The sequence below is a fragment of the Gloeothece verrucosa PCC 7822 genome, assembly GCF_000147335.1.
GTDB lineage: Bacteria > Cyanobacteriota > Cyanobacteriia > Cyanobacteriales > Microcystaceae > Gloeothece > Gloeothece verrucosa.
Map to the genome: position 1 here is coordinate 5,614,052 of NC_014501.1, position 16,531 is coordinate 5,630,582.

Annotated in this window: 10 protein-coding genes; 2 read left to right on the forward strand and 8 right to left on the reverse strand. The window is 41.5% G+C overall.

From position 1 onward, the window contains the following. The first annotated feature begins 4 nt into the window (after nucleotides 1-4). Entirely contained in the window at nucleotides 5-3,619 is a 3,615-nt protein-coding gene (smc, locus tag CYAN7822_RS25280) for a chromosome segregation protein SMC (RefSeq protein ID WP_013325100.1), read from the forward strand. Nucleotides 3,620-3,763: 144 nt separating this feature from the next. On the opposite strand, the gene CYAN7822_RS25285 is transcribed toward smc, so the two are convergent. The 3 genes from CYAN7822_RS25285 to CYAN7822_RS25295 all read right to left on the reverse strand — a co-directional run bounded on the left by CYAN7822_RS25285 (nucleotide 3,764) and on the right by CYAN7822_RS25295 (nucleotide 8,681). Beyond that, on the reverse strand, nucleotides 3,764-4,885 hold the full coding sequence (locus tag CYAN7822_RS25285; protein ID WP_013325101.1) for a hybrid sensor histidine kinase/response regulator: 1,122 nt from the start codon (nucleotides 4,883-4,885) through the stop codon (nucleotides 3,764-3,766). Nucleotides 4,886-4,901: 16 nt separating this feature from the next. After that, nucleotides 4,902-7,091: a histidine kinase dimerization/phosphoacceptor domain -containing protein gene (locus CYAN7822_RS25290; RefSeq protein WP_013325102.1), complete on the reverse strand. Its 2,190-nt coding sequence runs from the start codon at nucleotides 7,089-7,091 to the stop codon at nucleotides 4,902-4,904. 147 nt (nucleotides 7,092-7,238) lie between these two features. Continuing rightward, nucleotides 7,239-8,681, reverse strand: a complete 1,443-nt coding sequence (locus CYAN7822_RS25295; protein WP_013325103.1) for a DUF3370 domain-containing protein — start codon at nucleotides 8,679-8,681, stop codon at nucleotides 7,239-7,241. A 323-nt stretch (nucleotides 8,682-9,004) separates the two neighbouring features. Here CYAN7822_RS25295 and CYAN7822_RS25300 point away from each other — a divergent pair, with 323 nt between their 5' ends. Then, nucleotides 9,005-9,868 (forward strand): branched-chain amino acid ABC transporter permease, encoded by an 864-nt coding sequence (locus CYAN7822_RS25300; RefSeq protein ID WP_013325104.1) that lies wholly within the window; start codon nucleotides 9,005-9,007, stop codon nucleotides 9,866-9,868. 145 nt (nucleotides 9,869-10,013) lie between these two features. Here CYAN7822_RS25300 and CYAN7822_RS25305 read toward each other — a convergent pair whose 3' ends face one another. The 5 genes from CYAN7822_RS25305 to lipA form a co-directional block, all read right to left on the reverse strand. Further along, nucleotides 10,014-11,456 carry an ABC transporter substrate-binding protein gene (locus CYAN7822_RS25305; protein WP_013325105.1) on the reverse strand — a complete coding sequence of 481 codons (1,443 nt, stop codon included), beginning with the start codon at nucleotides 11,454-11,456 and terminating at the stop codon, nucleotides 10,014-10,016. 38 nt (nucleotides 11,457-11,494) lie between these two features. After that, nucleotides 11,495-12,832 carry a serine/threonine-protein kinase gene (locus CYAN7822_RS25310; RefSeq protein ID WP_013325106.1) on the reverse strand — a complete coding sequence of 446 codons (1,338 nt, stop codon included), beginning with the start codon at nucleotides 12,830-12,832 and terminating at the stop codon, nucleotides 11,495-11,497. A 120-nt stretch (nucleotides 12,833-12,952) separates the two neighbouring features. Beyond that, on the reverse strand, nucleotides 12,953-13,498 hold the full coding sequence (locus CYAN7822_RS25315; RefSeq protein WP_049802642.1) for a hypothetical protein: 546 nt from the start codon (nucleotides 13,496-13,498) through the stop codon (nucleotides 12,953-12,955). 257 nt (nucleotides 13,499-13,755) lie between these two features. Then, the gene (locus CYAN7822_RS25320) at nucleotides 13,756-15,375 is read right to left on the reverse strand and encodes an alpha/beta hydrolase (RefSeq protein ID WP_013325107.1); all 1,620 of its coding nucleotides are present in this window, start codon (nucleotides 15,373-15,375) and stop codon (nucleotides 13,756-13,758) included. A gap of 102 nt (nucleotides 15,376-15,477) precedes the next feature. Next, nucleotides 15,478-16,386 (reverse strand): lipoyl synthase, encoded by a 909-nt coding sequence (lipA, locus tag CYAN7822_RS25325; protein ID WP_013325108.1) that lies wholly within the window; start codon nucleotides 16,384-16,386, stop codon nucleotides 15,478-15,480. Between the last annotated feature and the right edge of the window lie 145 nt (nucleotides 16,387-16,531).

The following is a 16,531-nucleotide window of genomic DNA, read 5'->3' on the forward strand; positions in this document are numbered from 1 at the left end:
GCCTATGGTCCATATTAAGCGAGTGGAACTGTCCCACTTTAAATCCTTTGGCGGTACAACTTCTATCCCTTTCTTACCCGGATTTACCGTAATCTCTGGGCCCAATGGGTCTGGTAAATCTAATATTTTAGATGCTCTCCTATTTTGCCTCGGTTTGGCAAGCTCTAAAGGAATGCGGGCAGAACGTCTACCAGATTTAGTTAATCATAATCACACCCCCAATGGACGCAAGACAACAGAAACCAGCGTCTCTGTAACCTTTGATTTATCAGATTTACCCGATATTGTCGTTTCATCCACACAACAAGCGTTAAATAATGATAATGGACATTCAGACAGTCCTAAACCCCTGACAGAATGGACCGTTACACGCCGCTTACGAGTCACCAGTGGCGGCAACTATTCATCTACCTATTACATCAATGATCATCCCTGTAGCGTTAACGAACTCCACGAACAATTAAACCGTTTTCGGATCTATCCTGAAGGTTACAACGTGGTTTTACAAGGGGATGTCACCCGCATTATTACCATGAACTCCCGAGAAAGACGGGAAATAATTGATGAGTTGGCCGGAGTCGCTGAATTTGACCGCAAAATTGAAAAGGCCAAAGAAACTCTAGAATCAGTCCGAGAACGAGAAGAACGCTGTAGAATTATCGAACAAGAATTAATGCGCTCTCTTGAGCGTCTCGCGACAGACCGCATCAAAGCCGAAAAATACCGCAAACTCAAGTGCGAAATTCAACAGAAACAACAATGGGAAATCGTCATCCAACTGCGTTTCCTACAGCAACAACAAGCGTCATTACAAGCTCAACTCGCTGCCGGTGATACACAAGTTACTCAATTTCAAGCACAACTCAACAGTCTTAATCACCAAATCGAACAAACTAGCACCACCCTAGAGCAACTTAATACCCAGGTTAAAGCATTAGGAGAAGAAGAACAACTCTCTGTCGCTTCCCAACTCGCTACCCAAAAAGCCAAACGCCATCAACTCCAACAACAACAACAGCAACTAGAACTGACGACACAAGAAACTCAAACCCACCTAGAACAAACAAGCAAAGATATCCAGCAGTATCAACAAACCCTCACCCAAGTGGGCGAACAAAAACAACATCTATTGAGCGAAATTATCCCCCATTTAATCACTCAACGCGACCAAACTCGAGAAACCCTCGAAACCAGCAAGCAAAAATCCCATGAAGTCGCCGCCGCTTCCGAAGCATGGGTGCAGGAACAAACGGCCCTCACTCATCAAATCGCACAATTACAAGATACCCTTAACCCCTATCGTACCGAACAGGCCCAACTACAAGAACGTTACCAACGACTCGAAAAAAACATCGACGAACAAACCCAACGTCAACAAAGCACAGAAAGCGAACTAACCAGTCAAGAAACAGAAATGACTCGCTTATGTGAGCAACTCCCCCTCATTCAAGCAGAAATCCAAACTTTAGCTCAACAGTTAACCCTAACCGAACACGACCGCACTATTCAACAAGATACCCAAAAACGTCTCCTCAAAGAACAACGCGACAAACAACGAGAACTCGATAAACTCGAAGCTACTCAACAGGCGCAACAAGAAGCTCAAGGAACCTATGCCACTCAAGTCATTTTACAATCAGATTTGCCCGGAGTCTGCGGCTTAGTGGCCAATTTAGCCGAAGTGGAACCTTCCTATCAACTCGCCTTAGAAATTGCTGCCGGCGGACGCTTAGGTTATCTGGTGGTAGAAGATGATAGTATTGCCTCAGCCGGTATCGCCTTACTTAAACAAAAACGAGTCGGACGAGCGACGTTTTTACCCTTAAATAAAATTCAATTCTCTAAACCCCCTGATACTTATAACCTTCGCTTTGCCAAGGGGTTTGTTAACCTGGCCGTCAATTTAATTAATTGTAACCCCCGCTACAACAATATTTTTAGTTATGTGTTCGGCGGCACGATGGTTTTTGAAACCCTAGAGGATGCCCGTCATTACCTCGGAAAATACCGCATTGTCACTTTAGAGGGAGACCTCCTCGAACTGACCGGAGCCATGACAGGCGGCAGTAAACCGAGTCGCGGCTCGATTCATTTCGGCAGCGTGAACTCGTCCGAATCAGCAGAAATGGCTGCCCTCAAGCACCGCTTAGCTGACCTTGAACAGATCTTAAGCCGCAATGAAGAACAGATTGCACAAAAAAGTCAATTAGTCAAAGAATTGTCACAAAAATTAACAACATTCAAACAAAAAGAAAGAGAACTGCAACTGCAATATGCACAACACCAAAAAGATATTGAGCGTTTAAGCGGGCAAAAAGAGGATTTAAACCGCCAATTATGGCAAAACCGCGAAGAATTACAGCAAGCGACCAGCCGGTTACAGCAATTAACCCAAGAGATCCCTATTTTAGAAACCCAACTGCATCAAGAGCAACAACGTTTAGCCGAATTAGAAGCTTCTCAAACCCATAGTCAATGGTTAGAAATTCAAGCCGAAATTAAAGCCACCGAAGTCCAATTACAACAACAAGAGCAAGCGGTACGCCAAGCCGAGGAAAATGCCAAAGATTTACAAACAAAAACTCAACGTTTAGAAGAGAAAATCCTCGAAGCGCAACAGCGAATAGAAGGGTTTCACCAGCAAACGTTGACCATTGATGAGCAAAAGGCGGAAATCCAGCAACAATTGCTCAAGAGCGAGGCAAATATTGCTGAAACCGAGCAATTATTCCAACAACTTACCGAGAAACTCGGAGAAACCAAAAAAGAACGGGACCGCACAGAAGCCGCTCTCCGTTCTTTACAAACTCAACAGCAGAAAACCTCATGGAGCCTAGAAAAACTGTTACAAACTCAACAGGAAAGAAAAGCCGCTCTTGAAAGTTTAGAACAACAGTTAGAAAATCAACGCTCAGAACTGCCTGAGCCGCTTCCTGAATTACCTGAAACCATTATGAATCAGGAGAATTTAGCCCAATATTTAGAGCAACTCCAAAGCGAAATTAAGAATGGAAAAAAACGCTTAGAAGCGATGGAACCCGTTAATATGTTAGCCTTAGAAGAATATGAAAGAACAAAAGAAAGATTAGATGAGTTATCCGGAAAACTGGCAACCTTAGAAGGAGAAAGAACCGAATTATTATTGCGAGTAGAAAACTTTACCACCTTAAGATTTAGGGCATTTAAAGAGGCATTTGATGCCGTTAATGAAAACTTTCAAGGGATTTTTGCCACCCTTTCAGAAGGAGATGGTTATTTACAGTTAGATAACCCGGAAGACCCTTTTAGCGGCGGCTTAAATTTAGTGGCTCATCCAAAAGGAAAACCCGTACAAAGATTAAGTTCTATGTCGGGAGGAGAAAAGTCTTTAACCGCTTTAAGTTTTATTTTCTCGCTGCAAAGATATCGCCCCTCCCCGTTTTATGCCTTTGATGAAGTGGATATGTTTTTAGATGGTGCCAATGTAGAAAGATTATCGAAAATGATTAGACAACAATCTCAACAAGCACAGTTTATTGTGGTGAGTTTGCGTCGTCCTATGATAGAAGCGGCTCAAAGAACCATCGGCGTTACTCAAGCGAGAGGGGCCCATACCCAAGTTTTAGGGATTAAGTTATAAAAATTTCTCAAAATGGTAAAAGCCGCTTAACAGACACGGAAACCTCTTAGCCAATATTTTCATACAATTTGTGAGCCAGTTAATTAAATTTTATCAGTTTTTTTTCAGAATTAATCAAGGCTTATATAATTTATATTTTAATGCTTAATTTTCGACTTCGCAGTTATTTAAAACATTTCTGAAAAAGGTAAGGGTGATGGTTGTTCCCACACCCACTTGACTATTAACCACTATTTCTCCCCCATGTAAATCTAAACACTTTTTGACCATTGTTAGACCTAATCCTGTGCCGGGAATACTCCCCACATTGCCGGCTCGCTGAAATGGCTCGAATAAATGATGTTGATTTTCTTCGGGAATACCAATACCATTATCTTGAACTTGCAATTTTATTTCTGTATGATCACAAAAAATATTCAAATATATATGACCGCCTTCAGGAGAATATTTAATAGCATTTGTAAGTAGATTAACTAAAATATGTCTAAGTAATTTTTTATCTAAATAAGTGTGTTCGCAATCGCCGTGTTGTTGAAAAATAATTTGATAGTTAGGACCGGCATTAAATTGCATTTCATCAATTAAATCTCGGCAAAATTGTTCTAAATTCAGAATGGCGGGTTGAAATTTTAAGCTGCCGCCTTCTACTCGACCAATAGATAAAACATCATTTAATAACTGTTCCATTGAGCGCACAGACTGTTGAATTAAAAATAAATACTCACGTCGGCGTTCTTCACTAATCTGATGATGAAGTTCTTCGAGTAATTGTGCAGAACCTAAAATTGTCGTCATGGGGGTGCGGAATTCGTGAGCCACCATAGACCAAAAGCGAGATTTAAGTTCACTGAGTTCTTTTTCTTTTTGTAGTGCTACTCGAATGGCTCTCTCGGCTAAACCGCGACGTAAGGCCACCTCAATAGCCGCGTGTAAATCTCTCTCGTCAAAGGGTTTGACAATATAGCCAAAGGGTTCAGTGGCTTTGGCCCGTTCTAAGGTAGTCGCATCAGCATAAGCCGTTAAATAAATAATGGGAACATCAAAATTAGTTCGGATTTGCTCGGCTGTTTCAATGCCATCAATTAACCCTTTTAATTCAATATCCATTAAAATTAAATCCAAGGGTTCTTCTGCCACGATTTTTAGAGCCGCTTCTCCTGAACCCACTGAAAAGGGCACGATATAGCCCAATTTTTTTAATCGTTTCTCAATGTCACGAGCAACGATTCTCTCATCTTCAACCACTAAAATTCTTTCTCCCGCCATATTCTCTTACCCTTAATTATGATGCCCGATCCAACTGACTAAATAGTACCTTGAAAATTGTTCCATTGTTTCGATCAAGCTCAATGCTTCCCTCTAATTGCTCGGTAAACAAACAAGCTAACTCTAGACCCAACGATTCTGTATGGCGAAAATCTAAATCTAGAGGAAAACCTATACCATTATCTTGAACCGTTAACTCATAGCGATTTTCATCTATTAGCGAAATCTCGACGAGAATTTCATCCTCCTGACTCGGTATAGGAAAAGCGTGTTTGAAAGCATTGGAAACTAATTCATTGATCAGCAAACTACAGGGAATTGCTGTTTCAATGTTAAACCAAATTTCTTGAGCATTTGTGGTTAATTTTACCCGAGGGGCATTGGCTGCATAAGAGTGCTTCAAATGATTGAGCAAATCTCGAATATACTCGTCAAAGTTAATTTTAAGGATGTCTTTTGATTGATAGAGTTTTTCATGTATCAGTGCTATTGAACGGATTCTATTTTGACTATCTCTTAATAAGCTTAAGATAGTTTCATCTTTGACATAATCGCTTTGAAGCCTTAAAAGACTAGAAATAACTTGCAGGTTATTTTTCACCCGATGATGAATTTCTTTGAGTAAAAGCTCTTTTTCTTTGAGAGATTGCTTTAAGCGTTCCTCGGTTCGTTTGCGTTGGTTGAGTTCGTATTCGAGTTGTTGATAAAGTTCGGATTGTTGAATGGCGATCGCTATATGAGTAGCCAGTTGAGTGAGCAAATCTACTTCAAACGGTCGCCAGTATCTCGGGCCCGAACAGTGATAGGCACATAAGAGTCCCCAGAGGTTGTCTCTTTGCATGATCGGTACCACCAAACTGGCCCAAATGTCGTAGAGAACTAAAATGTCGATATGGCATTGGCTTAAACCGGCCGTGTAGATATTCTCGACGACTTGTGTCCGTCCTTGTTTATAAGCTTCGGCGTATTCCTGCCCAAAACAAGTATCTTTTAGGGTACTGTTGAGGACTGGCCGCCAACCTTCGGATACTGCCTCTACAGCGACAGTTCCACTCATATCGGGATGAAAACGGTAGATAATGACGCGATCAGTCTGCAAAAATTGCCAAACTTCATTAACGGCTGTCTGTAGAATCTGCTCTAAATCCAGAGATTCTCGAATTCTCAGAGACATGGCCGCTAAGATGCGGCTGCCTTCGAGTTGTTCTAATAATTCTTTGGAATTTTCTAGGGGAGGGCGTTCTAAAACCACTGGAGACTCCTCCTCAATATGGCTTTTTTCGGCTTCAAAATCCTCACTGACTTGCTGTACCTGTTCGACGCTACGACGCATCAGGTCTAGGTCTAAGGCGTACAAGAAGCTAGTCGGACTGACAATATTGAGCAGTTCTCCTTGGTCTGAGATGACCAATAAGCGCTGTACTAGCTGTTGCTGCATTTGCCAATAGGCGGCTAAGATTGACTCGGTTGGACTGAAACCGGGCAAGGGGAAGCTCATGACCGTTTGAGCCTGTATTCCTGACAAATCTAGTCCTAGCTCATAAAGTTTGATAATATCTCGCCGCAAAAGACTTCCTACAGGTCGAGTCATCTGCCCTCTAGGGGTCTGGTTCAAAATGATACAATCCACTTGATGAGTTACCATCAGTTGAGCGATATCCAGTACAGAACTACTGGCCGGTGCTTGAATAACCGCAGGAGAAATTAACTCGGCTAATGTTTGTATTTTTAGCAGTTCGTCGAGAGGTAAGACTCCTCGAAGAGTTGCCGGATTGATGATTCCGGCTAGTTTTTCGGGTTCATCTAAGACCGGTAAATGATAGATTTGATGTTGGCGTAATAAGGCTAATGCCTGAAAAATATCGGGATTTTCAGCAGTTCTCAAAGCCACCACAGGGGGTTTCATGGCTTGAGCGACGGTCATTTGCTCTAAATTCCTATTGGTGGTAATGACTTTGAGGGCTTCGCTTTCATCAAAAACACCGAGTAAATGTCCTTCTTCTACCACCAGAATGATACTAGCTCGTGCTTGAGAGATTAACACTGTATTGAGTGATAATGCCAAACCCGGAACCGGACAACTACTTAGGGCTTTGCCCATAATGCCAAGGACTTCTGCTAGTGGTGTTAGAGGAGTCACTCTCAAAGGACGGCGATCAATTGCCCGTTCTAAAGCCGATAAAAAAGCCGGTGGCTCTTGTGGCATGGTGGAATATTTTCGGCGATTTAATTAGGATTTTTATTATTTTATTATGATTGCACAATCTTTTTTTTTTATATGTAAAGATTTCCTACAGTAGAGGCGGATTTTAGGGACCGCGAATCATTGTTGGTTAGCCGCCCCTACCTTGAATTATCTAGCCAAGTAGTCTAAGGTTCGTATAGTCAGAACTTGAGGCGGCGTAGCATCTGGAGGATAGATAAAATCTACGGTCACTTCTCGCATTTCTTGGGGTTGTAAATTGAGACTCAATAAAGGTTCACCTTGTTGTCCTTGTCGCTGCACCAGATGAAAATATCTCGACTGAGTTTGTCCTCTCTTATCGACAAAACTCACCCGGACTGTTCCTCGGAAAAATACTTGTCCTTGAGGATGTTGCACAAAAAAGAGTCGATCTGAGTAACGATCTTGTTTTAAGGGTGTTTGAAGCGTTATGGTAACGGTTTGAGCGACTGAGGTGTTGTTGCGTAAAGGCAGGGTTAAATAGTAATGTACGCCATAATTTCCATGAGCTAGGTAGGCCGTATCCGGATAACGGACTAACATGGGGGCACTCTGTACCTGCTCAGTGCCATAAGTTCCTTCATTGACGGTACTCACAGGATAAGAAAAGGCTTGTCCGGGTTTGGGGATAGTCAAATAATTACTGCCGGGCTGATCGACAATTTTTGCGCTCCATTCTGAACCTTGGGAAATGCCTGCGACTCGGCCATAAATGGTTTTAACCACAGTGGGATCATTTAAGGGAGTTGGGGGTAAATCGCGAGGTGAGACTAATTGACCCGTGAGCAGTAGTTTTCGCCATTCGGCTAAGGCGGGTTCTCGATAGGTGGGTGGAGGGGGTGGGGGGGTCGGTTCTGGGGGTTCTGATGTGGGGTCTAATTTCTTCTTGGTGTTTTTCGTGGCTACATTCGGCGGTGTAGGAGGATATTCGGGAATTCCATACATGGCTAGATTCGCCATATACACTCTTCCACTGCTTTCGAGCCGCATAAAGGTAGAGCGGGCGCTACTGGCTGGAATCAGCAGGCTAAATAGCATTTTACTCTGTCCGGGCGGGATGACGATTTGCTCGGGAAAAATCGGTTGATTTACCCCCCGTAATACATCTCCCATTAGCCTAGACCCTGGACCACTAAACACAGAGCCTTGTGGGTCTTCCACTTGCGAAGGCAGTTCAACAAACGGGGCATCCGATGAAGTGAGATAACTTGCCGCTTGTAAAATTTTTATGGTGACTGGCTGATTGCCGGGATTATAGACAATTATTCCTTGATAAAGAGGACGGTCTTTTTCTGTCGGCCTAGCAATATGATGACAAAAAACATCAAAACGTCCACTTAAAGGTTTATTGAGGTGAGCCGTTGGGAATTTGTTGATATCTCCTGGAAAAGTCGATAAAAGAATGCCTTCGTTTTTAACCACTTCAGGACTATTACTGTTGAAAACTTGAACATCATTTAGATGTCCTGGCAGGGTGCGAACTTCTTGCGGTTGGGTGAGCCGTTGATTTTCTGTGAAAAACGAAACGGGCGAAGATTGTGCTATTAATAGCGAAGACATTAAAGAAAGCATAATCAAATGGTATTAACACACAGTTTGATTAACTTGATTGATTTCAATAAGTTATTAAAAGAATATAAAACAATATTTGTTGAAAAACAATAGTAAATACTAATTAATTTCTTACAATTTCAAGACTTGCATAAATTTTTTTTTCTCTATACTAATTATAGATATAAAGAAGTTCTCTTGTGCATTTTTAGTCAAAAAACTATCAGGGCACAAAACAAAAATTTATAAGTCTTAGAAATTGTATCATCTTTTTAGCCCCGTATTCCTTTAAGGGGTAATTTTGTTATATCCTCTTGGGAAGTGTCGATAACAGGAGCCGGGGAATGGACTTAGCACAAATACTGTTTAATGGTTTAGCCATCGGAAGTGTAATTGCTTTAGCAGCCGTAGGACTCACCCTCAGCTATGGAATTTTACGCCTATCCAATTTTGCTCATGGCGATTTTATGACATTAGGAGCTTATATAACTTGGCTGGCTAATATAAATGGATTAAATCTTTGGCTCTCGATCATTTTAGGGGCTGGTGGCACCGTGATCGCCATGCTAGTGAGTGAGTATCTGATTTGGAAACCGATGCGCGATCGCCGAGCCAGCAGTACAACTCTGATTATTATCTCTATCGGGTTAGCTCTATTCATTCGCAACGGGATTTTATTTATCTGGGGCGGCAGTAACCAACGCTATGATTTACCGGTGATGGCGGCAATGGATTTATTAGGGGTAAAAGTGGCTTTTGACCGGGTTTTAGCCATTACTATGGCGATCATTGCCATTATTGTGCTTCATTTTCTGCTACAAAAAACGAAAATCGGCAAGGCCATGCGGGCTGTGGCTGATAATGTGGATTTAGCTCGGGTATCTGGTATTAATGTCGAGTGGGTGGTGTTGTGGACTTGGATTATTACCGGAGTTTTAACGGCGATTGGTGGAGCAATCTTTGGTTTAATTGTGGGGGGAATTCGCCCTAATATGGGCTGGTTTTTAATTTTGCCGATGTTTGCTTCGGTGATTTTAGGGGGTATCGGAAATCCTTATGGAGCAATTGCAGGCGCTCTAGTGATTGGGGTGGCTCAAGAATTAAGTGTTCCTTGGTTAGGTTCGGATTATAAGTTAGGGGTGGCTTTATTGATTATGATTGTGATTTTGTTGGTGCGCCCTCAAGGGTTATTTAGAGGGACGATTTAATCGGTTGCTTAAATGTCAAAAGAAAAAGTTATATATTTATGTCCAGGTACTTAGATCACAAATAACGTTTCATGGATAAATGTCGGGTAAAGCCTTATCAAGTCAAAGAAAACATTACCCAACCTCAAAAATATTTTAAATGGAATTAGCGCATCAGGACAAAATCATAGCCAGTCCCAGAACTTGAGCCTGGTGCAATTTTAATTAATAATGGTTTCCCCTGACGTGCCCGTGACGGTAAAAACTGAATCTTTCCTATAGCTCCTGAAGCCGAAAAAGTGGGGTCAGACAGTGCCTTTTGTAATTCTTCACGGGTGTTGCCCTGTTTTAATCCTGCAACTTTTAAGCCAGCAATAATGGCTTGGAGTGTATCATAAGCCGAAGCCGTTCGAGCATTGACCTTTGCCTCCCAAAGTGCAGTGGCGTTTTTAAAGAAGGGATTGTTTGCATCAGCATCAGGATGCCAAAATGCCGACAAGATCAAGCCATTAAAATTTTGTCTTCCTGAATTAAGGGTTTCATAGGTGTACAAACCCCCGTGACTAAACAGTCCTAACCTGCCTCCATTGGCTTGTGCTAACTCAATAGCCGGTCGGAGTTTGTTGACTTGCGGCATGATGAGTAAGCCCTTTGCTCCATCGCTGATAGCCTGATTCATCACGGTATTAGGGTTAAAATCTGCCGCACCAAAATTGCACACTGTATTGGAGACTTTTCCTCCCGCCTCAGATATTGCCTGAGTGAATTCATTGATCGTTGTCTTAGAAGCTGTGTTAGATGCTGAGGCTGATGAATCAGTACAAATGGCAATATTTTTGATATGAGCTTTTTGAACGATATACTCGGCAAGTGCCTTGGCAGTAACACTACTATCAGGAGAGCCGCGAAAGATATATTCGCCAATTTGAGATAATTTAGCTGGCCCGTATGACGGAGTAATCATCACCAAGCCTTGAGCATTATAAATGGGAGCGGCACTGAGTGAACCTTTGGTATCGCCATGACCGATCACCGCTAAGATGTTAGAGTCCTTAGCCAGGTCAGGAGCTAGTTTTTTGCTAGTATTCTCATTACCTTCATCATTAACAATCTCAATCTGTAAGGGTCGCCCGTTAATCCCGCCACTGCTATTTACCTCATTTTGAGCCTGAGCCACGCCCCGCAGCACCTCTTGGGCAGTATCAAGATTGCCACCAATCCCAGTAGCTACAGCCACTTCGAAGGATTTGGCATTAGCATAGGCAATTTTGGCATTGTTCAAATAAATTAATGCTTCTGGGTCATTACGATCAATTTTTAGAGATTCCTCAAATTTTTTAAGGGCAGTCACAAAATCTCCCTTGGCAAAAGCTTGTACTCCCGCTTCTTTTTCAGGGTTTGTATGTGCTGTGATTAAGATTTTATCGCCCACACTAAGATGCTGATTTAAAAATGAACTAGGTGGACTTACTGTTGATGGAATTGGTGTTGGAACTATCGTGTCAGGGGTGCCAGTCAGTTTTCCTAATAACCATACAATTAATGCGATGGCTACTCCAGCGATAAACAGAGAAAGAAAAACTTGAATCGATTGTTGTTTTTGCCTCATAAATCCTTGCCTCGTAAGCTCAAATATAATGATCATATTTAATGGTTTTTCGCCATTAATTTATTTACATAGTCAGAAATAAATATCAAAACATAAGCCAATAAACCCGCCAAAATAACTAATAATATAACCACCATAAATCCTTTAAATCCAATGGTGAAAGGATTATCTATTTTTAATTTTTGGAAGACTAAGTAAGTTATTACTGTCGTCATTAAAGAAATAAAAAACAAATATACTTTTATAAAAACTCGCTGAGAGCGAGCAAAAATTGCCACCCCTAAAATGAGCAGCCATAGTCCAGAACTAAGCCAAATGGTTCCTAAAAAACTGAGCAACAAAAGAGCCAGCAACCAACTCCCTGAACTGGCCAATACGGCTTGATACCATAAGCTGGGAGTGAGAGACTCTGGTAACACCATTGTTCCTGGTATTGGCACTTGAGTGGGTACTGTTGTGGATGGAGTTGATTTTTTGGCAATGGGAGGTAAATGATTCAACTGTTCTAAAACTTCTGAGGCTGACTGATAACGTTGTTGATAATGTTTTTGCAGCACTTTATCGAGAATAAGCTTTAATCCGGGACTTAGTGGCTGCTTCAAATGCTGCTGCCAGCTAGAAGACCAGCCATAACCGTGATCCTGCCACACTTCCCAAGGATGAATATCTGTCAGCAGATGAAAGCAAGTTGTTCCTAAACCGTAAAGGTCACTAGCCGGAAAAGCTTGACCTTTTCGTATTTGTTCCATCGGGGCATAGCCAAAAGAGCCAATAGTTGTTCCGGGTTTTGCCATCACCGTTGTGGTCATCTGTTTAGCGACTCCAAAATCAATCAAAACTAATAAACCGTCACTGTGACGGCGAATGATATTTTCTGGCTTGATATCGCGGTGTATGATTTGCTGCTGATGGATTAACTCGAGAAGAGGTAATAAGGCACTCAAAAGTTCTCGTATTTTCGCCTCATTAAAGACTCCCTGCTCTTGTAACTCCTGTAAAAGGTTTTGTCCTTCGATGTATTCTTGTACCAAATACAGATAATTATCTTCTTTAAAATAAGCATAAAGAGTCGGTGTTTGGTTCTGTTTACCAAGTTGTTGTAAACGTTTTGCTTCTTGCTCAAACAACTCGATCGCTTTTTGACGTGCCCAGCTACCTTGAACTTGCGGCGCTAGTTGTTTAAGAACACATAGCTCATTCAATTTATCTAAATCTTCGATTAAATAGGTACGTCCAAATCCACCGCCCCCCAACGGTTTTATAACTCGGTAACGATTTCTCAATAGAGCTACTAAGGGTGTCTCACAACTTAGGCACAAATCTGTGCCATCAGGATTTAAGGGATTAGGGCAATCAGGATTAAGACAACAAATCATAGTTGAGCCTGCGCCAAACTTTGAAACTCTAATCAAATTTAAGATCAATAATTCAAAAAAGTAAACCCAAATATGCAAAGATTTATAAACTTTTGGCTCCTACTCACTAGAATTGGCCGTCTAATCTTGTTTCGAATCTAAGTCTGTGTCAACTTCAATGGTCTGTACAGCCTGACGCAGTGCTAAAAAAGCCTCTTTTAAAGCTTGATTGACAGCACTTTCCGGCTCGGCAAGCACAAGTCTTTGATAGTCTTCTAAAAACGGCATACGTAAACGGTGAAACAAATGTAAAAAGTGACGCAAAAAACTCAGACAATCTAAGATGACCATTTCAATTCCTCCGGTTTTTTCATAAAGAGTAGCCGCATAATCTTCTACATCTTTGTCTATGGGTTCGGTGGTAATAAAAATATAATTATCAATTTTGCTGCCCGTTTTGTTGATTTTGCCGGAAATTTTTTGAACGGCAATATTAAGATCATTGATCGTAACTCGCTTCATCTTCATTTCATAACAGGTAATGACTTTATTGTCATTTACAAGCGTGATTTCTAAATCCCCTAAAGCACCTGTTTGTTGATCGGCGGCATTGTGGCTTTCAAGAGGTAAACACCTTTCTCCTAAATGTTCTGAGGCTGCCTGATAGGCCGCAGCAACAATCAGCACTGGTAAGCGGCTAGACCTAGGGCAATCTAAATGTTGTCTAATTAATTTGACAATTGCTTCAGCAGAAAGAGGAATCGAATTATCATCTAAAGTGCTGAGATTGGCAAGAAAACTTTGAAGTCTTTGGTTTCTTTCCTGTCTAATAATTAATAACCATAGGCTATAAGTTTACTCATTCATCAATCATTTTATAGAGCTTAAATTATACTTCTTCTCCTGCATGAGATGATTAGCGACTCGCCTTAAGAAATATATAACTAAAAAATCCGAAAAGCTTTAAGCGCTTGCTGTAAGGCTGGCTGCGACGACGAATCAATCAGATACATTTTAAAAGGCTCATTTTGACTGAGAAATTCTCCATAAGCCGCCGTTAAAAAAGGACGAAATTGAGGATCATTAGCAATATAAACCGCAAAAAAAGCCAGTGCAAGAGGATTTTGATAATTATCAATTAAGTCAGATTCAGCTAAGGTTAATTTAGGGATAGAATCTATTACTTGAGTGATGCCTGCATCGAGTTGAGCAAGGTTGATATGAGCTTGTCCTTCTTTTAAAGCTAAATATTTATTAGGTGTGGTTAACCAACTAAAAGCGCGAACTTGTTCCAAAACAAAAGGAGTCGCCGGATCGTAGTTTCCCCCCGTAATCATGACAGGAATTTGAATTTGCTCTAACTCTTTTTGTCCAAAAATAATGCTGTTAAACGGGTTTTTCACCAGTACGGCTTTGACTCGAGCATCTCTAAATTGGTAAGTGGTGTTTGGCAAATTTAAAGCAGTACACTGAAGTAATGATGACATATTAAGCCAATTAAAGGAACGCTCACAGGCAGATTTAAGATATTCTCTATTAATCTGCGCTCCAGCAACAGCTAAAGCTGTATATCCCCCAAAAGAATGTCCTATAACCCCTACATTCTCTAAATCTAATCGTCCGCCAAAATCAGATTGATTACGCCGCTCAAGTTCATCAATCACGGCGCTAATATCTTTAGGGCGGTTAATAAATTCATTAACATCAAAAACTTGTCTCGAAAAACCATTGATGAACGCTTGTTGCTGTTGCGTATCACTCCCAGGATGCTGCGGCATAGCTACTACATAACCATAGGAAGCTAAATGTTGGGCCATCGCTTCAAAATCTTGTGGCCTTGAACCTAGCCCATGAGATAAAATCACAACGGGAGTTTTGCCTGTCGGCTCCTTTTCGGGTCTATAAACAATGACATAAAAAGTCCGTTTTCGGGTGGAATCTGTTAAGGTAATCATTTCTTGGCGGAAATTAACCTGACCGGGTTGCCGAAGGTCCATCATCTGGCTAAAATTAACTGAGTTAGATTGAGCCGCTTGTGCTGATAATTGAGCCATCGTCTGAGTAAAAAAGTTCGTCCCTTGAATAATGCGATCAAATGTATTTTTTAGACCCAGAAGATATTCTCCTTGTAATTGCATATTGGTGGGAAATTTACGCAAAACATTGAGTAATGTTAGTCCTTCTGGCTCAAGAGACGCTTGTATTATTGCCGCACGTAGGGCATATTTCCCATTTCTGCCCCCCTGAATGGTAATTCCTCTGCCAACGCGAGTTAAGATTTCTTGGCCGATGGCACTGTTGAAAAAACGAGAAACCAAAAGGGGACTGACATTAACCGGTTTAAGCAAAACTTCTCTAAACTTTTCCTCTTGTTGGCGGCTCAAACCTCTTAAAAAAAATCTTAAATTATTATTAATGGTGCCATCATTAGCGAAAGTTTCTAAAGACTCAATTCTAATTGAGCCTCTCCAAGGTCCAAAGGTGACATAAATGGTATCGGCTGCTATAACGGGTAGAGCAGTAAGCAAAGCAGAGCCAACACTCAAAATTACATACTTGAGCATAATTTTGCCAAAGTCCTGAAAATTAGTCAGATAACTAAGCGGATTTTCTCATGGACTCGGCTTAAAATTAAAAATCATCGCTTTCATTTAATCAAATCAATCCTAGTCTTTTTCTCCTGCATGATAGGAACTACGGACTAAAGGACCAGAGCGTACTTGAGAAAATCCCATCGTTCGGGCAATTTGACCTAAATTTTCAAACTCTTCAGGAGTCCAATATTTTTGCACAGGAAGATGTTCCAAAGAAGGGCGCATATATTGACCTAAAGTAAGGCGATCACAACCAATAGCTCTTAAATCTTGCATAGCCTCAATAATTTCGGCTTCGGTTTCCCCATGACCTAACATTAAACCTGACTTAGTGGCAATAGAGGGGTCTAGTTCTTTTACCCATCGCAAAACATTTAAAGAGCGTTCATATTTTGCCCCTCGTCTCACAGGTGCTTGTAGTCGTTTGACGGTTTCAATGTTGTGATTATAACAAACGGGTTTAGCCGCCACAACAGTAGCCACTCTTTCTTTTTGACTGGTTTGTCTGCCTTTGCCGCCCCAGAAGTCAGGGGTTAAGACTTCGATCTCGGTTTGAGGGGTTGTTTGACGGATAGCATCCATCACCTGAACAAACCAACCTGCGCCGCCATCGGGAATATCATCTCTAGCCACCGAGGTTAACACCACATAACGTAGTCCCAATAATGAAACCGCTTCAGCTACCTTGCGGGGTTCTTCAGCATCTAGCGGCATTGGTGCATGGCCTTTATCCACTTGACAAAAAGCACAGGAACGGGTGCAAGTTGGCCCCATCAAGAGAAAAGTCGCGGTTTTTTGAGCATAACACTCCCCTCGGTTAGGACAACGCCCTTCTTCACAAATAGTATGAATATTACGCTGTTTAATGATTCGTTGAACGGTGGACAGTTCACTGGCTTTGCCGATGGAACGTTTTAACCAAGCAGGAAGGGCGGTTATTTCTTCGCGCCATTGTTGGGAGGATGTCTGAGTTTTTGGCATTGATGAAGCCATGCTGTAAAAATGCTAGATTTTATCAGGGGTTGATCATTTTAATCTTTTAATTAAGATAGCAAAATCCGATTTTTTGTGCATAGGCGGCAAGTTCCCAGCGTTATTTATAATAAGTCTTCTCCTCTTAATAGGG

Coding starts and splice junctions, on each gene's coding strand:
- smc (WP_013325100.1), top strand. CDS start 5: ATGGTCCATATTAAGCGAGTGGAACTGTCCCACTTTAAATCCTTTGGC.
- CYAN7822_RS25285 (WP_013325101.1), bottom strand. CDS start 4,885: ATGGCGGGAGAAAGAATTTTAGTGGTTGAAGATGAGAGAATCGTTGCT.
- CYAN7822_RS25290 (WP_013325102.1), bottom strand. CDS start 7,091: ATGCCACAAGAGCCACCGGCTTTTTTATCGGCTTTAGAACGGGCAATT.
- CYAN7822_RS25295 (WP_013325103.1), bottom strand. CDS start 8,681: ATGCTTTCTTTAATGTCTTCGCTATTAATAGCACAATCTTCGCCCGTT.
- CYAN7822_RS25300 (WP_013325104.1), top strand. CDS start 9,005: ATGGACTTAGCACAAATACTGTTTAATGGTTTAGCCATCGGAAGTGTA.
- CYAN7822_RS25305 (WP_013325105.1), bottom strand. CDS start 11,456: ATGAGGCAAAAACAACAATCGATTCAAGTTTTTCTTTCTCTGTTTATC.
- CYAN7822_RS25310 (WP_013325106.1), bottom strand. CDS start 12,832: ATGATTTGTTGTCTTAATCCTGATTGCCCTAATCCCTTAAATCCTGAT.
- CYAN7822_RS25320 (WP_013325107.1), bottom strand. CDS start 15,375: ATGCTCAAGTATGTAATTTTGAGTGTTGGCTCTGCTTTGCTTACTGCT.
- lipA (WP_013325108.1), bottom strand. CDS start 16,386: ATGCCAAAAACTCAGACATCCTCCCAACAATGGCGCGAAGAAATAACC.